The sequence below is a fragment of the Pandoraea aquatica genome, assembly GCF_902459565.1.
Classification (GTDB): Bacteria; Pseudomonadota; Gammaproteobacteria; order Burkholderiales; family Burkholderiaceae; genus Pandoraea; species Pandoraea aquatica.
Genome location: NZ_CABPSN010000004.1, coordinates 1 through 19,637 on the forward strand (window position 1 = coordinate 1; position 19,637 = coordinate 19,637).

Annotated in this window: 16 protein-coding genes; 11 read left to right on the plus strand and 5 right to left on the minus strand. The window is 63.0% G+C overall.

Translation table 11 applies throughout. The features are described 5' to 3' along the window. The coding region (locus tag PAQ31011_RS14315; RefSeq protein WP_150576484.1) for an electron transfer flavoprotein subunit alpha/FixB family protein at positions 1-651 on the plus strand (651 nt) is incomplete at its 5' end. A gap of 105 nt (positions 652-756) precedes the next feature. Then, entirely contained in the window at positions 757-1,863 is a 1,107-nt protein-coding gene (locus PAQ31011_RS14320) for an NAD(P)/FAD-dependent oxidoreductase (RefSeq protein WP_150576485.1), read from the plus strand. A 237-nt stretch (positions 1,864-2,100) separates the two neighbouring features. Here PAQ31011_RS14320 and PAQ31011_RS26395 read toward each other — a convergent pair whose 3' ends face one another. Continuing rightward, positions 2,101-2,496, minus strand: a complete 396-nt coding sequence (locus tag PAQ31011_RS26395) for a transposase (protein ID WP_039399697.1) — start codon at positions 2,494-2,496, stop codon at positions 2,101-2,103. A gap of 770 nt (positions 2,497-3,266) precedes the next feature. Between PAQ31011_RS26395 and PAQ31011_RS14330 the strand changes: the two genes are divergently transcribed. From PAQ31011_RS14330 to PAQ31011_RS14340, 3 genes are all read left to right on the plus strand, one after another. Next, positions 3,267-4,085, plus strand: a complete 819-nt coding sequence (locus PAQ31011_RS14330) for an IclR family transcriptional regulator (protein ID WP_150576487.1) — start codon at positions 3,267-3,269, stop codon at positions 4,083-4,085. 679 nt (positions 4,086-4,764) lie between these two features. Beyond that, positions 4,765-5,850 (plus strand): porin, encoded by a 1,086-nt coding sequence (locus tag PAQ31011_RS14335; RefSeq protein WP_150576488.1) that lies wholly within the window; start codon positions 4,765-4,767, stop codon positions 5,848-5,850. Positions 5,851-6,042: 192 nt separating this feature from the next. Then, entirely contained in the window at positions 6,043-7,410 is a 1,368-nt protein-coding gene (locus PAQ31011_RS14340) for an MFS transporter (protein WP_150576489.1), read from the plus strand. A gap of 135 nt (positions 7,411-7,545) precedes the next feature. On the opposite strand, the gene PAQ31011_RS14345 is transcribed toward PAQ31011_RS14340, so the two are convergent. From PAQ31011_RS14345 to PAQ31011_RS14355, 3 genes are all read right to left on the minus strand, one after another. Continuing rightward, positions 7,546-8,556: an AraC family transcriptional regulator gene (locus tag PAQ31011_RS14345; protein ID WP_150576490.1), complete on the minus strand. Its 1,011-nt coding sequence runs from the start codon at positions 8,554-8,556 to the stop codon at positions 7,546-7,548. Between the two features lie 187 nt (positions 8,557-8,743). Next, on the minus strand, positions 8,744-9,511 hold the full coding sequence (locus PAQ31011_RS14350) for an SDR family NAD(P)-dependent oxidoreductase (protein ID WP_150576491.1): 768 nt from the start codon (positions 9,509-9,511) through the stop codon (positions 8,744-8,746). A gap of 30 nt (positions 9,512-9,541) precedes the next feature. Continuing rightward, a complete protein-coding gene (locus tag PAQ31011_RS14355) occupies positions 9,542-11,203 on the minus strand; it encodes an acyl-CoA synthetase (RefSeq protein WP_150576492.1) in 1,662 nt (553 codons plus the stop codon). Positions 11,204-11,673: 470 nt separating this feature from the next. Between PAQ31011_RS14355 and PAQ31011_RS14360 the strand changes: the two genes are divergently transcribed. The 3 genes from PAQ31011_RS14360 (at position 11,674) to PAQ31011_RS14370 (ending at position 14,581) form a co-directional block, all read left to right on the plus strand. Continuing rightward, positions 11,674-12,807 (plus strand): acyl-CoA dehydrogenase, encoded by a 1,134-nt coding sequence (locus tag PAQ31011_RS14360; protein ID WP_150576493.1) that lies wholly within the window; start codon positions 11,674-11,676, stop codon positions 12,805-12,807. 12 nt (positions 12,808-12,819) lie between these two features. Further along, complete coding sequence (locus PAQ31011_RS14365) at positions 12,820-13,959, plus strand: enoyl-CoA hydratase/isomerase family protein (RefSeq protein ID WP_150576494.1); 1,140 nt, start codon at positions 12,820-12,822, stop codon at positions 13,957-13,959. Between the two features lie 64 nt (positions 13,960-14,023). Continuing rightward, a complete protein-coding gene (locus tag PAQ31011_RS14370) occupies positions 14,024-14,581 on the plus strand; it encodes a YggT family protein (protein WP_039399685.1) in 558 nt (185 codons plus the stop codon). A 45-nt stretch (positions 14,582-14,626) separates the two neighbouring features. Here the strand turns inward: PAQ31011_RS14370 and PAQ31011_RS26400 are convergent, their stop codons facing one another. After that, entirely contained in the window at positions 14,627-14,941 is a 315-nt protein-coding gene (locus tag PAQ31011_RS26400; RefSeq protein WP_174990123.1) for a hypothetical protein, read from the minus strand. A gap of 484 nt (positions 14,942-15,425) precedes the next feature. Between PAQ31011_RS26400 and PAQ31011_RS14380 the strand changes: the two genes are divergently transcribed. From PAQ31011_RS14380 to PAQ31011_RS14390, 3 genes are all read left to right on the plus strand, one after another. Continuing rightward, positions 15,426-16,604, plus strand: a complete 1,179-nt coding sequence (locus tag PAQ31011_RS14380; protein ID WP_150576495.1) for a MurR/RpiR family transcriptional regulator — start codon at positions 15,426-15,428, stop codon at positions 16,602-16,604. Further along, on the plus strand, positions 16,601-17,557 hold the full coding sequence (locus tag PAQ31011_RS14385; RefSeq protein ID WP_150576496.1) for an isoaspartyl peptidase/L-asparaginase family protein: 957 nt from the start codon (positions 16,601-16,603) through the stop codon (positions 17,555-17,557). Before PAQ31011_RS14380 ends, PAQ31011_RS14385 begins: the two co-directional genes overlap by 4 nt. A 111-nt stretch (positions 17,558-17,668) precedes the next feature. After that, on the plus strand, positions 17,669-19,555 hold the full coding sequence (locus tag PAQ31011_RS14390; RefSeq protein ID WP_150576497.1) for a dipeptide ABC transporter ATP-binding protein: 1,887 nt from the start codon (positions 17,669-17,671) through the stop codon (positions 19,553-19,555). Positions 19,556-19,637 lie beyond the last annotated feature (82 nt).

A 19,637-nucleotide genomic window follows, 5' to 3' on the forward strand; every position in this document is an offset into this window, starting at 1 on the left:
GGCAAGAACATCGCCCCGCGCGTCGCAGCGTTGCTCGACGTCGCGCAGATCTCGGATATCACGAAGGTCGACAGCGCTGACACGTTCGAGCGTCCGATCTACGCAGGCAACGCGATTGCGACGGTGCAAAGCGCCGACAAGGTGAAGGTCATCACGGTGCGCTCGACGGGCTTCGACCCGGCGGCGGCCACGGGTGGCAGCGCTGCGGTGGAATCGGTCGCCGCGACGCCGGACGCCGGTGTGTCGCAGTTCGTGGGCCGCGAAGTGACGAAGCTGGACCGCCCGGAGCTGACCTCGGCGAAGATCATCGTCTCGGGTGGTCGCGGTCTGGGGAGCGGCGAGAACTACACGAAGGTGCTGGAGCCGCTGGCGGACAAACTGGGTGCGGCGCTGGGCGCATCGCGCGCAGCGGTCGATGCCGGTTACGTGCCGAACGACTATCAGGTCGGTCAGACGGGCAAGATCGTCGCGCCGCAACTGTATGTGGCTGTGGGTATCTCGGGTGCGATCCAGCACCTGGCAGGGATGAAGGATTCGAAGGTGATCGTGGCGATCAACAAGGATCCGGAAGCACCGATCTTCTCGGTGGCGGACTACGGTCTGGTGGGCGATCTGTTCACCGTCGTGCCGGAACTGACGGGCGCGCTGTAAGGCGTTCGGCTGCGGGCATCGATCCCGCAGCCGATTCGGATGAAGACGCACTTACACGCATCTTCATCCGAATCGGATATCTCGAACGGCAAACAGGGAACAGCGATGGACAAAGTCGATTGCGTCGTGATCGGCGCGGGCGTGGTGGGACTGGCCGTCGCGCGAACGATGGCCATGGCCGGACGCGAAGTCGTCGTGCTGGAGTCCGAGCGCGCCATCGGCACCGGCACGAGTTCGCGCAACAGTGAAGTCATCCACGGTGGCATCTACTATCCGCCCGGGTCGCGCAAGGCGACGCTGTGTGTCGAAGGCAAACACCGCCTGTACGAATTCTGCGCTTCGCACGGCGTGGAGCATCGTCGCTGCGGCAAGCTGATTGTCGCGACGACCGACCATCAGGTTGCCGAACTCGAAGCCATTGCCGCTAACGCGCGGGCGAGCGGGGTCGACGATCTTCAATGGCTGACGGCGGCGGAAGTGGCACAACGAGAGCCTGCGCTGCACACATTTGGTGCATTGCTCTCCCCGTCGACGGGCATCGTCGACAGTCATGGGCTGATGCTTGCTTTGCAGGGGGACGCGGAGAACGCGGGGGCGATGCTGGCGTTCGAGGCGCGTGTGACCGGCGCTCGCGTGGGCGGTGCCGATGGCATCGAACTCGATGTCGAGACCGAAGGCGTCACGTCGACACTGCTTGCCAACACGGTCATCAACAGCGCAGGGCTTCACGCGGTCGATATCGCTCGCTGGTTCGATGGTCTGGCGTCGGAACACATTCCTCAGCGGTACTACGCGAAGGGCAGCTACTTCACCTGTGCGCAGCGCGCGCCTTTCACGCATCTGATCTATCCGGTGCCGGAGCCCGGCGGGCTGGGCGTTCACCTGACGCTCGACCTCGGCGGTCAGGCGCGTTTCGGACCGAACGTGCAGTGGGTGGACGAGATCGACTACACGGTGAACCCGTCGGATGGCGATGGCTTTTACGCAGCGGTACGACGCTATTGGCCGACGCTGGCGGACGGCGCGTTACAACCGGGCTATGCGGGAATTCGACCGAAGATCAGCGGACCGGGCGAACCGGCAGCAGACTTCCGGATCGATGGACCTGCGGTGCATGGTGTGGCGGGGCTCGTCAATCTGTTCGGCATCGAATCGCCGGGTTTGACGGCATCGCTGGCGATTGCGGAGGCAGTGCGCACTGCATTGGCCTGATGAAAGACGTCAGGCGGCAAACCGCGAGATGGGCCGCCCGGCCACATCTCGCACATGTCTGCTATCTGGCTAACCCCGTGATGCCTTCCCGACGGTGCCGCGAGCGTTGCGCGGCAATCCTGTCTGGGGACATCGAGACATCGAGACATCGAGACATCGAGACATCGTGACACCGATGGATTCGATCGGGTGTGCGGGTCGGCACAGCGGCGACCCATCAGCGCCACCCAATATCTATTACCGCACGGCGACCGGCGGCTTCCACGAAGCGGGGTTCGTCCAGAACACACCACGCAGGCGATCGGTGTCGCCGCACGGCGTGCTGCGTGCCGGTTTGCTGATTTGACCTGCACAGGCGCTGATATCGCGACCCGATTGTTGCAGGCGTTTCAGAATCGTATCGAGCATGCCCGATTCGCGCCATTCGTTCAGTTTGCGACGGCAGGTCGGCACGGAGGGGTACTGCATGGGCAGCTTGGACCAGCTCTCGCCAGTGAACAGCACCCACAAGACAGCATTGGTCAGCGTGCGCTGCTCGACTTGAGGGCGGCCGCGTCGTTCCGTACGGACCGGTCGGTCGCAAATCAGATCACGCAGGGCGTGCCATTCAACGTCGCTCAGTTCATTAAACATAACACCTCGACCCAAAACAAACGGAGGCGCCGCAGGGGGCGAGTCCGGGCTTCGCGATTCAGTACGGGCCGTTGCAATCTGGTGCGTACTTATCGTCAAAACTCGGCCAAGGCGGCGTCGATCCCCGATGCTGGAAATACAAGCAACAAGCATGCCAGGACATCGGGTTCTCTTTTGAAGAACACCGCGGGCGGGTCGAACCACACTGCGAAGGGAGCGTTTGACCAGCAAAAAAACGCCCACTTGGCAGGTGGGCGCAGCTCCTGAGTGGCTATTGGGATAGGCAATCGCAAAAGCGTCAGGAGAAAAGGAATACGTGCCTTTTGGCCAGTCCGGATCGTTTATTGTTCTCGGCTCGGGCCACGGTGTCTCGCTCCACATGCGCCAGCTTGTCAAGCTTGCAGCCGCAATCATGACAAAAACCGCGAGTCGACGCGCTTCGGAATTACCCCCATTGCGGTGCATGCCGCCGGACGAGGGTATGGGACCCCGAAATCGCCCGAAACCCCGCCCCGCCTGCCCTGGATGGGTGCTGACCTGCGCTTGCATAGGGCATGGTGTTTCGAGAACGGGCGCAACCAAGCGCAACCTCGACGATGCCATCGGCGCAACTCGGTCTCGCGTGGTGAGAAAGTGGCCCGGTCGACTCATGGTCTTCCGTCATGGTCGTGTGCCGAAACCGTAGCCTATAATGTGCGCCTTCCATGAATATCGTCTATCGGCTGCGCGGAACCGCCGCACACCGGTCGGCGCCATTGTGCGCAAACGGCATGAGCAACGACAGCGATAACAAATATTCGGTCCCGGGCCTGGAGCGCGGTCTGCGGATCCTCATGACTTTTTCGGCGCGCGAGCCTGTGCTGGCGGGGGCGGATCTTGCCCGGCGGCTGGATATTCCTCGCTCGACGGTTTTCCGTCTGTTGCAGACACTGGAAGCCGAAGGCTTTATCGAGAAAGCAGGCGACGATCGTCATTACCGGCTCGGTGTGGCGGTGCTGCGCCTCGGTTTCGAGTATCTGAACTCGCTCGAACTGACGGATCTGGGAATGCCCGTCATCGAGAAGCTGCGCGATGCGACAGGGTTCTCCAGTCACATTCTGATTCTCGATCAACGCGACGCGGTGTTCGTCGCGAAGGCGGCCAGCCGCGAACTGGTGTTCGGTACGGTACGCGTTGGCACGCGGCTGCCGGCTCACGCGACGGCCGTCGGGCACATTTTGCTTGGCGATTACTCGTTGCCGTCGCTCAAGCAGCTTTATCCTGAGCGCAAGCTCGAAGCGTATACGGCGCATACGCCTACCACGGTCGACGCGCTGTATCGCGTAGTACAAGAAGACATTGCCCGTGGCTACAGCATGAGCCAAGCCTTCTTCGAACAGAACATTTCGACAATCGCCGCGCCGGTGCGCAATCATCGTGGGCAAATTGCTGCGGTCATTAGCGTGACGATCCCGCAGGCACGCGTCGAAGCCGATTTGCTCGAGAATGGCATCGTCGAGAAGGTGGTATCTGCTGCCGATGAGCTTTCTCATAAGCTGAACTACCGCGCTGAGCGCGCTGGTGTGGTGCCGCTTGGCGGGCATCAGTGATTTAACTCCGACGGTCCCCAACCCCGTCGGTCCCATAGCCTCGCCATCCTATTTGCCCTCCGGGCAGCGCCAATCCCCGGCCCCCTGACTCCGTTCCACTACCTTTAAGTCACTGCGTCAGGGGGCCGGCGATTGGCGCCACTCCTGTGCCCCATTTTTCACCGCCTTCCGAATGCGTTTGATGCCGTGTGGGGGCGTTCGCGGTCCTTGACCAAAACCCTCTGGTCCATACCCCCGTCACCCTAAATACCCTCCGGGCAGCGCCAATCCCCGGCCCCCTGACTCCGTTCCACTACCTTTAAGTCACTGCGTCAGGGGGCCGGGGATTGACGCCACTCTTACGCCCCTTTTTTTCCGCCTCCGCTTCGTTGTGCGCTTTGTCGCACGTGGCTCGCTTTCCGCCGATTGGCCTCGGTTGAACCCCCGCGACCGTGCCATTCCTCTATTTTTTCCCGCAGACGCGCGTCACCTTTGTCATTAGCATTTGCACAACATCAATAAATGCTTACTTATTTTCTGCTTGTCTCACTGTAGCCACTTCGACATAATTGTCTCACCTATTAATCAGTGTTTCATAGGTAAGACAATAACGATGCGGCAGCCGGGACGTTGGGAATGACGTCGAGCGTGCCGGCAAAGGGCGTCAACAGCCCCGGGCATCAGAGGCAAACAGGAGTAGATGGTGAAGAGACGCAGTATCGGCGCAGCCTGCCTATTGGCATGCGTTGGCGCGGCACATGCCGCTGGCAATTCGTTGCAGATTTACGGGACGGTCGACGACGGCCTCACTTATGTGAGTAATCAAGGCGGCGGACGTTTGTTCAAAATGGATGCCGGTATCGGTCAACCCGACCGTTTCGGCATTAAGGGACGCGAAGATCTCGGCGGCGGTCTCGCCGCTGTCTTCCAACTCGAACAAGGCTTCAATACGAGCACCGGTGCGCTGATCAACAGCGGCGTCGAGTGGAATCGTCAGGCCTGGGTCGGGCTCGCCAGCGATCGCTTCGGCACGGTCTCGATCGGGCACCAGACGGACTTCATGCAAGACGTCTCGATCCGCTTCTCGAACGGCTTCTGGCAGCACAATCTGTACGCCTATCACCCCGGTAACCTCGACAATCTGGCGAATTCGTCGCAGATCGATAACGCCGTGAAGTGGAACAGCACAAGCTTCCATGGACTGACGGGCGGCCTGATGTACGGCTTCGCCGGCGGCAACGCCCAGGGACGCACGGCCGGTGCTTACGTGAAGTACGACAACGGCGCATTGTCGATGGCGGCCACTTACGTGAGCATCAATAAGCGAACGTTCGATTTTTCGTCGCGTCTCGGCATTTCGTCGATCTTCGGTCAGTCGGCCCTCTCCGCCGCGAAGCTGTTCCAGTCGGATGCCGTGAACAATACGGGCATCGGTGCTTCGTACCGTATTTCGTCGCGCTGGAACGTGCACGCGCTCTATACGCGTAGTGAAGTCCGCGCGCCGGGCGGCTCGGGCAACATGTTCAACTACGACGTGGGCACGGAATACCGCGTCACGGAAGCGAACGCGCTGACACTGGGCTATTCGTATTCGTCGTTCAATCACACGCACTACAACCAGATCGAAGCGGGTGACCTGTATTCGTTCTCGAAGCGCACCCAGTTGCAAGCGCAAGTGACGTACATCGGCGCGACAGGGAATAACCACGCCGCGTCGTATCCGATCGGCGCATCGAGCAATCACGATCAGATGCTGCTGCGCGTCGGGATGTATCACAGCTTCTGACGCAGTCAGTAAGGCCGCGTTTAACCGTGTTTAACGCGGTGCTTGTGTCGCAATGTCGCTGATGTCGCTTGTATCGCGGTGTCGCCGGGGCCGGGTTTATTCGGTGCCGGTGACATCGGCGATGCGGGTGATGGCACGTTTTTCGGCAGCGTTGTTACGCCGCCGCCCATTTCGAGATTCACGAGATTCAATATGTCAGTGTCTCTGCCCCCTGCATCCTCCCAGCGCCCCTCGCGTGTGCGCTACTGGATGCTCTTTCTGGTCTTCGTCGGCACGGTCATCAATTACGTCGACCGCGCCAATCTCTCGGTCGCCGCCCCGATGCTCAAGCAGGAGTTCGGTCTCGGACCGGTCGAGCTCGGCTTCATCTTCTCGGCGTACGCCTGGACGTATGTGATCGCCAACATTCCCGGCGGTTGGGTCATCGACCGCTTCGGCACGCGCGCGATCTACGGTGTGGCCATCCTCAGTTGGTCGGTGCTGACGTTCATGCAAGGCTTCACTTCGCGCTTCGCTACGCTTTTCGGTATGCGCCTGGGCGTAGGCGTGGCCGAAGCCCCGACGTTCCCGGTGAACAATCGCGTAGTCTCGATCTGGTTCGCTCAACGTGAGCGGGGTGTGGCCACGAGCGTCTACCTCGTCGGCCAGTACATCGGCATGGCAGCCCTCACGCCGGTGCTGTTCTGGATTGCCCACACGTGGGGCTGGCGCGAGATTTTCTATGCGACGGGTCTGCTGGGCATCGTATGGGCCGGTGTCTGGTTCGTCGGCTATCGCGATCCGGACAAGTGCTCGTGGGTCAACGCCGCAGAACTCGAGCATATTCGCAGCGGCGGGGCACTCGTCGAAGTGAAGTCGACGGAACCTGCGACGGCGCAGAAATTTCCGTGGCGCAAGCTGCTGGCACTGTTTCGCAATCGCCAGATCATCGCGATCTGCGTGGGTAAGTTTGCGTCGCTCTCGTCGCTGTACTTCTTCCTGACGTGGTTCCCGACGTACCTGATCACCGAACGTCACATGACGGTGCTCAAGGCTGGCGGCATGACGTCGGTGCCGTTCGTGGCGGCGTCCATCGGTGTGGTGTGCGGCGGTCTGCTCTCGGACTGGTTGCTGCGTCGCGGTGTGGCGGTCGGTACGGCGCGCAAGACGCCCATCGTCACCGGTCTGCTGCTGGTGCCGACGATGTCGCTCACGGTCCTCACGGATGCCAACTGGCTTGTCATCGCCATCATGTCGTTCGCGTTCTTCGCGCAAGGCGTGGCATCGGCGTCGTGGTCGCTCGTAGCAGACATCGCCCCCAAGGGTATGGTCGGCATCACGGGCGGTGCGGTGAACTTTGCCGGTAATCTCTCCGGCATCATCACGCCCATCGCCATCGGTTTCATCGTCAAAGCGACGGGCTCGTTCGGCTGGGCACTCGGCCTCATCAGCATCTTCGCTATCGCCGGTGTGCTGTGCTATCTGCTGTTGCTCGGCGAAGTGAAGCGCATCGAATTGGACGACGACGGTGACGATGGCAAGGAAAGTGCTGCCGTGACGGGGAAGGCCCGCACGGCCTGAGACGTGAGTCGTTCGCTTTTCAGATGTTGGCGGCCCCGACGGGGCTGCCATTGAACCGGGCCATCGGCGTTTCGGCGCGGATCAGGGCGGGCAGGGCGGGGCTGGACCGGGCAGTTTAGGGAAGATCAGGGCGCGTCAGGCCTCGACAGCCTGACGCCGGTAATCTCCCGGACGCGCCCCCGTCCATTTCCGGAACGCCCGGAAGAATGCGCTGGGATCGGCGAATCCCAACGACAGCGCAATTTCCAGCATCGGTTTGGACGTGTGGCACAGCGCGTGAATCGCAAGATCGCGTCGCAGTTGATCCTTGATCGACTGGTACGACTGCCCCTCGTCCTCCAACCGGCGGCGCAACGTCGACGGCGTCGTGTGAAACTCGCCCGCCAACGCTTCGAACGCGGGCCAGCTATCGGTCGGCATCGCCTTCAGTCTGCGCCGCACCCTCGCCACCATCCCCTTGGTGTTCTTGTACTTGAGGATGATGTTGCCCGGCGCAGCTCTCAGGAAATCCTTCACCGTCACTTCGTTTTGCACCACCGGTAAGTCCAGACACGCGGCGTCGAACTCGATGGCGGTATGTGAGGCACCGAAGACCAACCGCGCGGAATACATGGTTCGGTACTCGTCGCTGTACACCGGTTCGTCGAACGCGAAGTACGCCGTTCCCAAGGTCACGCGCCGTGCGATCAGCCAGCAGGTGAGGGCGTAGAAGAGGATCAGCAGTGTCTCGTGCCCGAAGATGCGCGGCGCTTTCACGTCCGGCCGCTCATGGACTTCAAGCCGGGCCAGTGCGCCGTCGCGCACCAGATGCATTTCCAAATCGTCGAGCAACAGCCCCATGAAGCGACAAGCACGCTGCAACGCCTGCTCCAGCGTGTGGCAAGTGACGACGCTGTGGCACAGCATCGCGAAACTGCCGACCTTCATGCGTCGCGAATCCTGTCCGAAAAACTCGTCGTCCAGTGCGAGACTGATCAGTCGCCACAGATGGGCATATCGATCCGCCGAGACGCGCCCCTGAGGGTGAGCGAGCAACGACGGGGCGATGTCGGCCGCGCGCAGCAATGCCGTCGGGTCGCCGCCGAGTCGCTCGACGTGCGCCAATGCGTTGATCACAAAATGAATCGAAATGCTGCCTTTTTCCATGCGTCGCGAGTCGGAGCCGGCGGAATGCCGTAGCAGGGGGACGCAGGAATTCTAGCAGTGCGACCCCTGTCGGCGCTTCCGTCGCCGTCCGAAACGCTGATCGGAGGTTTCCGAATTTGCGGATTTGGCAGGATGGGCGATTCTTGTGCAGCGTACGACGTCGAGACTTCCCTCGGCTTTCTTCGACTTACTTCGGTGCCATGCGCAATGCGCCGTCAAGACGAATAACCTCGCCGTTGATCATGGTGTTCTCGACGATATGGCGCACGAGCGCCGCATACTCGGACGGGCGTCCCAGACGCGGCGGGAACGGCACCGACGCGCCCAGCGCAGCCTGCACCTCGGGCGTCATGCCGGCCATCATGGGTGTTTCGAAAATCCCCGGCGCGACGGTCACGACGCGCACGCCCAGTCGCGCCAGCTCACGTGCGGCCGGCAGGGTCAGCGCTGCAACGCCGCCCTTCGACGCTGCATACGCCGCCTGACCGATCTGCCCGTCGAACGCCGCGACCGATGCCGTGTTCACGACGACACCGCGTTCGCCTTCGGCATCCGCTTCGCCGTCGGCCATCGCCGCTGCGGCAATGCGCAACACGTTGAACGTGCCGATCAGGTTCACGTTGATGACGCGTGCGAAGCTCTCGAGCCGGTGCGGCCCCTGCTTGCCGAGAATGCGTTCGCCAATGACCATGCCCGCGCAGTTGACCACGCCGTTCAGGCTGCCGAAGGCGCTTTTCGCCGTATCGACAAGACGCTGCACATCATCTTCACGCGTGATGTCGGTCGTGACGAAGCGTGCGGCCTCTCCCAGCGCGTCGGCCTGTTGGGCACCGGCTTCGGCGTTGATGTCGCCGAGCACGACCTTGGCACCCGCGTCGACGAACATGCGAGCGGTTGCAGCGCCGAGGCCCGACGATGCGCCGGTGACGAGAAAGACACGATCCTTGATTTGCATTGCGAATCCTGAATAAGTAAGAGGTTGCGCTCAGGCCGCGTTGGCCGACGCTTGCGCGGCCTTGGCGATTTCCTGATTGCGCAAAATGAAGCGCTGAAGCTTGCCGCTCGGCGTCTTGGGCAGTTCGGCAACGAATTCGACTTCGCGCGGATAAGCGTGCGTCGACAGTCGATGGCGAACGTGTTCCTGCAATTCGCGGGCGAGGGCGTCCGATGGGGTGAACTGGGCGTGCAGCACGACGAATGCCTTGACCAGCTCCGTGCGCTCGGGGTCCGGCTTTCCGACCACGGCCGTCTCAATCACGGCCGGATGTTCGATCAGCGCGCTCTCCACATCGAACGGGCCGATGCGGTAGCCCGCCGAAGTGATGACGTCGTCGTTACGTCCGACGAAGCTGATGCTGCCGTCGGTATTGCGCTCGACCGTGTCGCCAGACAGGTAGTAGTCGCCCACAAACGCAGGCGTCTCCCGCTCCCAGTAGCCGCCGAACCACATCAGGGGCGATTGCTTGCGGTCCAATGCGAGTACGCCCGGCTGCCCGACAGGGCACTCCCGCCCGTCGTCGTCGAGCACGACGACGCGATGCCCCGGCGATGCGAAGCCCGCCGTCCCCGCCTGCACCGGATGCGAGAGCGCGTGATGGTTGCAGACCACCATGCCCAGTTCTGTCTGACCGTAATGGTCGTGAATGGTCACACCGAGATGCTCGGCGAACCAGCGAATGACCTCCGGATTCAACGGCTCACCAGCACTCGATACGGCGCGCAGCTTGCCTTTGACCGGTGCCGCCGCCTTTTCGCCACCCGCGATGAGCAGACGGAACGCCGTGGGCGATCCGGCCAGGTTGGTGATACCCAGTTTGTTGACGATCCGGTACGTGCTCTCCACGGTGAACGGCCCGTCGTAGAACGTCGTGGGAATCCCCATCGCGAGAGGCCCCGTGACGGCGTAGTACAGCCCGTACGCCCAACCCGGGTCGGCAATGTTCCAGAACGTGTCGGTCGGACGCAGGTCGACGGCGTCGCGCATATAGCCCATGAACGCCATGATCGCGCGCAGTGGCACCATCACCGGCTTGGCCGCACCTGTCGTGCCCGAGGTGAACATCATCATGAAGGGATCGTCGCCCCGGCGCATCACCGGCTCGAACACCTCGTCGTGATTCTCGACCTCGTGCCAGAAACTGAAGTCGCCGCGTCGCACACCCTGACCGCGCGCGCCGCCGACCGTGGCCACCGGCGGGCAGTTGGCGACTTCGTCGAGTTTCGCCCGGTTGGTCGCGTCGGTAATGACGAGTTTGCTTTGCGCGCTCTGCAAACGGTGTTCGATCGCCTTCGGCCCGAACGCCGTGAAGAGCGGCTGATAGACTGCGCCAGCACGCCACGTGCCGAGAATCGTGATGAGTAATTCCGGCGTGCGTGGCAGCAGGCCACTGACGCGGTCGCCGGGTTGCACGCCTTGTTCGCGCAGGAAGTTGGCGAAACGCGCCGACAGCGTTTGCAGCAGTTTGAACGTCCAGGTCTGACTGGTGCCGTCCTTGCCTTCCCAGAAAAGGGCGATGCGCCCGGGAAGGGCGTGACGGTCGCAACATTCGACACAGGCATTCATCGCGTCGAGGTTGCCCGCCAGCGTGGCGCGCACGGTGGCGTCGAGGTCGAACGCCTCATAGGCTTGGGCGTAATCCGCAGTCATGGGTTGTCTCCTGTAGTCGGATGCCGGTCGTCAAGCGCGCCTGTGATGCAGTGACCTCTGTGCGCTTTGCCGACCGCCCGCGGCGTCGTCTGTTCTCGGGGGCGACGCTCGTGGGCAAGGGGAAATTCATCGTAATGGGTGGGGTCAGCGGGAGGCAATGTCCAATCGGGTCAGAGTTCGTGAGGGATTTATCCACTCCGCAAACAGGGGATCTCACCTCACGTCAGGCGTGTCTTGGGCGTTGTCCGGCAAGGCCCGTGGCGATTCCGTGCCGCCATGAGGGTTTGTCCGGAGCCGAATACAGACGATTCCGATGGCAATTCCGCTCATCCAATTTGCCGTTTTTGGCTATGGTGCCAACGGGGCACGATCCCTACACTGGACCTATCGACAGGCGAAAGACGTCGACGAATTTGACGGCGATTCTTACCGATTACGTTGCGACTACGTCACGGCGCAGGAGACAGAACATGGATTTCTATACCGAAGACCAACGCATGATTCGCGATATGGCGCGTGCGTTTTCCAGTGAGCAACTTGCACCGCATGCGGCGCAGTGGGACCGCGAGTGCGCGTTGCCGGACGCGATGGTCGCGCAGATGGGCGAGCTCGGCCTGCTCGGCATGATGGTGCCGGAACAGTACGGCGGGTCTTACACCGATTACACGGCGTACGCGCTGGCGATGGAGGAGATCGCGGCGGGTTGCGCTTCCACGGCCACGATGATGTCCGTGCACAACTCGGTCGGCTGTGCGCCGATTCTGAAGTTCGGCAACGACGCCCAACGGGAACGCTGGCTGCCGGATCTGGCGGCAGGCCGCAAGATCGGGGCGTTCTGTCTGACCGAGCCGCAAGCCGGGTCGGACGCGAGCAATCTGAAGACGCGCGCCGAACGTCGCGGCGATAAATGGGTGCTCAACGGCAACAAGCAGTTCGTGACGAACGGCAAGCGCGCGGCAGTGGCCATCGTGTTTGCGGTGACCGATCCGGCGGCCGGCAAGCGGGGCATCTCGGCTTTCATCGTGCCGACCGATACCAAGGGATTCGAGGTCGGGCGTCCCGAGCACAAGCTTGGCATTCGCGCGTCGGACACCTGTCCGATCACATTGGTCGACTGCGAGGTCGGCGACGACGCCATGTTGGGCGAACCGGGGCAGGGGCTGAAGATCGCGCTATCGAACCTTGAGGGCGGGCGCATAGGGATCGCTGCACTGGCGCTGGGCGTGGCGCGCGCAGCGTTCGAGGCGGCGCTGCAATACGCGAACGAACGCCAGCAATTCGGCAAGCCGATTCGCGAGCATCAGAGTATCGCCAACATGCTGGCAGACATGACGACGCGTATCAACGCGGCGCGCTTCCTGATTCTGCACGCGGCAGCCCTGCGCACTCAGGGGTTGCCCTGCCTGACGGAGGCGTCGCAGGCAAAGCTCTTCGCGTCGGAACTGGCAGAGTGGGTGTGCACGCATGCCATTCAGATTCACGGTGGTTACGGGTATCTGGAGGACTATCCGGTCGAGCGGTTCTATCGCGACGCGCGCATCACGCAAATCTACGAAGGCACCAGCGAAGTCCAGCGGCAAGTGATCGCCCGCGCACTGGATTGAGGGGGAGGACACGTGAATCTGCACGATGGCGCTGTCGAAGCGCAAGACGAAGTGTTGTTCGACGTGATCAACGGGTTCGGCGTGATCACGCTTAACCGGCCGAAGGCGCTGAATGCGATCACCCACGGTATGGTGCGCGCCATGTGGCGACAACTCGTCGCGTGGAAGGACGACGCGACCGTGCGCGCGGTCGTGATCGAAGGGGCGGGCGAGAAGGCGTTCTGCGCCGGAGGTGATGTCCGCGCGCTATACGATAGCCGGGTGAATAACGCTAACGCGCATCAGGCGTTCTTCGTCGACGAGTACCGGCTCGATTACCTGATTCACCGGTATCCGAAGCCCTATATCGCATTGCTCGACGGCATCGTCATGGGCGGTGGCATGGGTGTCGCACAGGGCGCTGCGCTGCGCATCGTGACCGACAGAACGAAGCTCGCGATGCCGGAAACGGCCATCGGCTTGTTCCCGGACGTTGGCGCAAGCTGGTTCCTCGGGCATCTCGCGCCGACGCTGGCGCGCTATCTCGGCCTGACCGGGGCCACCATTGCGGCGGCCGATACGCTCTACTGTGGACTGGCCGATGTCTGGCTTGAGGGCGATGCACTGGGGCGATTGCGCGAGGTGCTGTTGCAGTTCGAATGGTCCGGAGAGGGGGCGAGTGCCACTAGCGGCGGTAATGACGCGTTGCTCACGCGTCTGCGTGCCGCCATCCTGCCATTGGGGCGCACGTCGTCGGACGCCGCGCCGCTCGCTGGCGTGAGAACTTCGCTCGACAGGCATTTCAGTGCCCTTGACGTGCCGGGCATCGTGGCGTCGCTCAATGCCGACACCGATAGCGCCTGGGCGGCCGGGACACTGGAACTGCTTCGCCAACGCTCCCCGCTCAGTCTCTGCGTTACCGACCGGCAATTACAGAAGGGGCGACGCCTCGATCTGGCCGACGCTTTCCGCATGGAGCTGGTGCTGGGCTATCACGCATTCGCGTCCGGGGATTTCGTCGAGGGCGTCCGCGCGCTGCTAATAGACAAGGACAAGCAACCGCGTTGGCGCTACGCCACGCTGGACGACGTGCCGACGGCGGCGGTGGATGCCTTCTTCGTTTCACCGTGGCCGGAAGGGCAGCATCCACTGAATGCGCTAGGCAGGGATTGAACTCGGGCAAACGCATGCGACAATGCCGGTTTTGCGGGGGACCGCACAATCCGTTGGAGTCCAGATGCTCGTCGAAATCGCCCGTCTGCTGCTAGACCTTGTTTTCTCGCTATTCGGCGCTTTATTGCTTTTGCGTGTGTGGATGCAGGCAACACGGCTGCCCCCGCGTAATCCGCTCTCTCAAGGGGTGTTCCAGTTCACTAACTGGATCGTGTTGCCGCTGCGGCGTGTTGTGCCGGGCGTTGGGGGAATCGATTGGGCGTGTGTGATCGGCGCGTGGATCGCGGCAATCCTCTATCTGGTGCTGATCACTGCCGTGGTGGGCGTCTCACCGGTCACGGTGTTCCCGCGTGGCTTGCTGGTGGCGCTGGTGCTGGTCGCCAAGTGGGGTGCCAATCTGGTGATGTGGCTCACGCTGCTGATGGCCGTGCTGTCGTGGGTCAATCCGCGTGCCACGGCGATGCCGATTCTCCAGCACTTGCTTGACCCGCTGCTGCGCCCGCTTCGCCGCGTGATTCCGATGGTCGGCGGCTTCGATCTCTCGCCGCTGGCGCTGTTCCTGCTGATGCAGATTCTGCTGATCGTCCTTGCGCGCCTAAGCCTGTTCTTCGCGATGCTCTGATGCATTGACGTTCGTGTTCGCGGGCAGCGTTGCTGCCTGCGGCACTTAGGATGCCTCAGGCGTCCCCGCTCCCTCACTCGCAACCTCTTTCATGTCGGGCTCCGCGCGTTGCGCGGCAGTCGTCGCCAGACGCGGCGCTTCCATGCGCTCTCCGCCCGAACGTTCCAATCCAAGACGGCGCAGCACTCGGTGACCGTCTTCGGTCACGCTCACTTTCGTTTGTCCTTCGTCCACCGCCACATGCACCAGACGCGCTTGCTCCAGCGCGGCGAGGTCGGGCGGTTCGAGCGCGTCGGCATCGATGGGGCCCAGGGATGCGGCCGCCAGCAACAGCGTGGCGATTTCATGCGGGCTCAGCATGGTCTTGCTCCTTGAGGCTATGGCGTTCACGTCGGCACGATTCGTTCGATCACAGTAGCGGACGAATGTAAGCCCGCGACTACGCCATGTTTACTGCACGTTACGACTCGCCTCCGACCAAGCCTCCCCAGGCGGTCCAGTGACTTCCTGTGAATCTGTTACCTGACGATTGAGTGATATCGAAGCGATATCTGAGTGACGCAGCGCGACGCTTTTGAACCGACGCGCAGTGAAACCGTACTTCAGCGTCGGATCGAAAAGCCGGCGGCAAGTTCGTGCATTCGGGTTTCCACTAGTATGCCCGTTTTTTACGTATGACGGAGGTCATGCCCCCTTGTTTTGACAGGGTTTGCGGGCCGTGAAGGGGAAATGCACGCGTGTTGGAAGCTCGATTGGCAGCATTTGAACTATTTTTTTTCTTTTGACGGGGTGCCGATGAAAATATACTTTCCTTCACTCCGAAGGAAGGACGCATTTCAATTTCATGATCGACGCCGATTCGTTGCCCGCCGACTTGCCGCTCACTGAGCGCATCGTGCGAGCCATGCCCGAACTGACGCCCGCGCAGCAGCGCATGGCGGCGTTCGTGCTCGACAATACGTTTCGTGCCGCGACCATGCGCATCGACGAATTTGCCGACGCGGTCGGCGTGTCGCTCGCGACCGTCAACCGCTTCGCGCGCGCGCTCGGCTTCGACGGCTACCCGCAGTGCCGTGCGGCCATGGTCCGCGGTTACGAGGCGACGCTGGCCCCGATTGAAAGCCTGCGCACGAGCAAGGCGCAGGCGAGCGACAGTGCGGACGTGATGGCCGCGTCCCTTGCGCAAGCCATCGAGAATCTCGACTGGACCCGTCGCGCGCTCGACGCCGGGACGTGCGAGCGCGCCATCGAGTCGATTCTGCAAGCGCATCGTATTTACGTGCTGGGACTGGGGGCGAGCGGCTATCTCGCCGGTCTGCTGCATCACGGTCTCGATCCCTATTGTGAAAACGTGCAGTCGGTCGTCGGCGCCGGCGGATCGACGCACGCTGCACGGCAGCTTTTCAAATTGCGTGAGGGCGATCTGGTGATCGCGCTCGGCTTCCCGCGCTACGTCTCCGATACCGTGACGCTGTGCCGTCGCCTGCGCGGGCGTGGTGTGTCGGTGATGGTGCTCACGGACAGTCCGACGTCGCCGCTGGCACCGCTGGGCGATATCGTCATCTTCGTGCGCAGCAAGCCGCGTCTGTCGAGCAACTCCGAAGCGAGTGTGCTGGCGATGATCGATGCCATCTGCGACGCCGTCGCGCAACGCGCGAAACACGCCGTGGATCGCGCCACCGAACTGACCGATTTCCTGCTGCCGTGGATCGACTCGGCGTCGCAGAATCCGTCGAACGCGCCGGCCAATGTGGCCAGAGCCGTGGCCCGAGCGCCGTCGCCCGTCGTGGGACGCGCCGCGACCACTGCCGCCACCACTGGCACCGCTTCAGCCCCCCAACGCGCCGCCAGCGACACCGCCGCCGCCGTGAAGTCGCTGTCGAACGCCGCCGCTGCGGCGACCGCGAGTACGCAGGGCGCACCGAATCCGGTCCATCAGACCGCATCCCGACATTCGAGTCATGCCAGCACGGCGTCCAGCGCGACGCCCGTCAGTCTGGACAGAAAGGACAACGCATCATGAGCCACGCCCAACGTGCGGTCATCGCCATTCACGGCGGTGCCGGAACGATCAGCCGCGACACGTCGCCCGAAGAACTCAAGGCGTATCACGAGGCCCTGGCCGACGTGCTTCGCGCCGGTCAGGCCGTGCTGGCGGCCGGTGGCTCGGCGCTCGACGCCGTGACCGTTGCCGTGCAGCACCTCGAAGATTGCCCGCGCTTCAATGCCGGGCGTGGCGCGGTCTTCACCCACGAAGGCACGCACGAACTCGACGCCGCGATCATGAACGGCACGACGCTCGACGCCGGTGCCATCGCCTGCGTTCACCGTGTGCGTAACCCGATCCTGGCGGCTCGTTCGGTGCTGGAGCACAGCCCGCACGTGCTGCTCGTGGGCGAGGGGGCGGAAGCCTTCGCCGCAGCGAACGGGGCCGAACTGGTCGATCCCGAGTACTTCTTCACCGAAGCGCGCTACGCCCAGTTGCAGCGCGCGCTGGAGAGTGCTGCCGTCTCGCTCGATCACGACATGCCGCTCAAGAAAGAGCCCATCGATCCGGACACGAAGTTCGGCACGGTCGGCGCGGTCGCCTGCGACATCCACGGTCACGTGGCGGCGGCGACCTCCACGGGCGGCATGACGAACAAGGCCATCGGCCGTGTGGGCGATTCGCCGCTGATCGGTGCGGGCTGCTACGCGAACGACGCGACGGCCGCCGTCTCGGCGACGGGCACGGGCGAGGCGTTCATCCGCGCTGTCGCATGCTACGAAGTGGGCGCGCTGATGGCCTACGCAGGCCTGTCGCTGGCCGATGCCGCCGAGCGCGTCATTCGCGAGCGTCTGCCGCGCGTGGACGGCCGCGGCGGTCTGATCGCGGTGGATGCACAGGGCAACGTGGCGCTGCCGTTCAATACGGAAGGGATGTATCGCGGCGTGGCCCGTGTCGGCGAGACGCCGGTGACGGCCATTCATGAATAACGTCAATGAATAAGGCCTGACGTCTGAACACGACAGGCAGGACAGGGTGGCATCGGAGACGGTGACGCCCTTGGCAGCAGATTCGGCAAGTGAAGATTAGCGAGGACAGGCGTGGCTGAGCGTAAGACAACCCCCACCATTTCGTTGCCCGACGAGCGCGTGCTCGACGTGAGCGGCATTTCCGTGCAGTTCGCGACCTCCGAGCGCGTGGTCACGGCCGTGCGCGACCTGTCCTTCCACGTCGACCGGGGCGAGACGCTCGCCATCGTCGGCGAATCCGGCTCGGGCAAGTCGGTGACGTCGCTGGCCGCCATGCGTCTCGTGGAAAACGGGGGCGGACGCATCACGCAGGGCACGATGATCATGCGCCGTCGCAACGGCAAGCTGGTCGATCTGACGCGCGCTAGCGGCCACACCATGCGCAGCATCCGTGGTGCCGACATGGCGATGATCTTCCAGGAGCCGATGACGTCGCTCAACCCGGTGTTCCCGGTCGGCGAGCAGATCGCCGAATCGATTCGTCTGCACCAGGGGAAGGACGCCGCAGCCGCACGCGCCGAAGCCCTGCGCATGCTCGAACTCGTGCGCATTCCCGAAGCGCGCCGCGTGCTCGGCCGCTTCCCGCACCAGCTCTCGGGCGGCATGCGTCAACGCGTCATGATCGCGATGGCGCTCTCGTGCAAGCCGGGCTTGCTGATCGCAGATGAACCGACGACTGCCCTCGACGTGACCATTCAGGCGCAGATCCTGCAACTGATTCGCGCGTTACAAGACGAGATGCAGATGGGCGTGGTGTTCATCACGCACGACATGGGCGTGGTCGCCGAGGTGGCCGACCGCGTGCTCGTGATGCATCGTGGCGATAAGGTCGAGGAAGGCAAGTCGGCGGAAATCTTCGCCGCGCCGCGTGAGCGCTATACGCAGGCATTGCTCTCGGCCGTGCCGCGTCTCGGCTCGATGCAAGGCACCGATCTGCCGGCACGCTTCCCGCTGCTGCGCTACGACGCGCCGCCCGATGCGAAGCCTGTTGCCGAAACGCCGCAGCCCACGGTAAAGACGGATGCCGGTCCGATTCTGCGTGTGAAGGACCTCGTGGCGCGCTTCGACGTGCCGTCGGGCCTCTTCGGTCGCGTGAAGCAACGTGTGCACGCCGTCGAGCGGGTGAGCTTCGATCTGTACCCCGGCGAGACGCTGGGCCTCGTGGGTGAATCGGGTTGCGGCAAGTCGACGACCGGCCGTGCCTTGCTGCGTCTGGTCGCCAGTCAGGGCGGCTCGATCGAGTTCGGCGGCAAGCCGATTCACGATCTCGCAGGCCGCGCGTTGCAGACGCTGCGCCGCGATATCCAGTTCATCTTCCAGGACCCGTTCGCGTCGCTCGATCCGCGTCTGACGGTGGGCTTCTCGATCATGGAACCGCTGCTGGTGCACGGCGTGGCAAGCGGTGCAGAAGCCGAGAAGCGCGTGGCGGAATTGCTGGAGCGCGTGGGATTGCCCGCCGAGTACGCCCAGCGTTATCCGCATGAATTCTCGGGTGGTCAGCGTCAACGTATCGCCATTGCGCGCGCACTGGCGCTCAAACCCAAGGTCGTGATCGCCGACGAATCCGTCTCGGCGCTCGACGTCTCCGTGCAGGCCCAGATCATCAACCTGATGCTCGACCTGCAAAAGGAGTTCGGCATCGCGTTCCTGTTCATCTCGCACGACATGGCGGTCGTGGAGCGCATCAGCCACCGTGTGGCGGTGATGTTCCTCGGCCAGATCGTCGAGATCGGCCCGCGTCGCGCGATCTTCGAGAACCCGCAGCACCCGTACACGAAGAAGCTGATGTCGGCAGTACCGATTGCCGATCCGGCGCGCCGTCATGCCAAACGCGAACTGCTGACGGAAGAAATTCCGAGCCCGATTCGCGCACTGGGCGACGAGCCGCAGGTGCAGCCGCTGGTCGAAGTCGGCGCGGGGCACTTTGTTGCGCGTCATCGCGTGGCCGGTGCTTATTGATTCGCAAGACTCGGATGTCCTGAGCCAAACCCGTTTTCCCCGGGAGCGATGGCTTCGCTCCCGGTAGTTTCAAGCAGTTTCA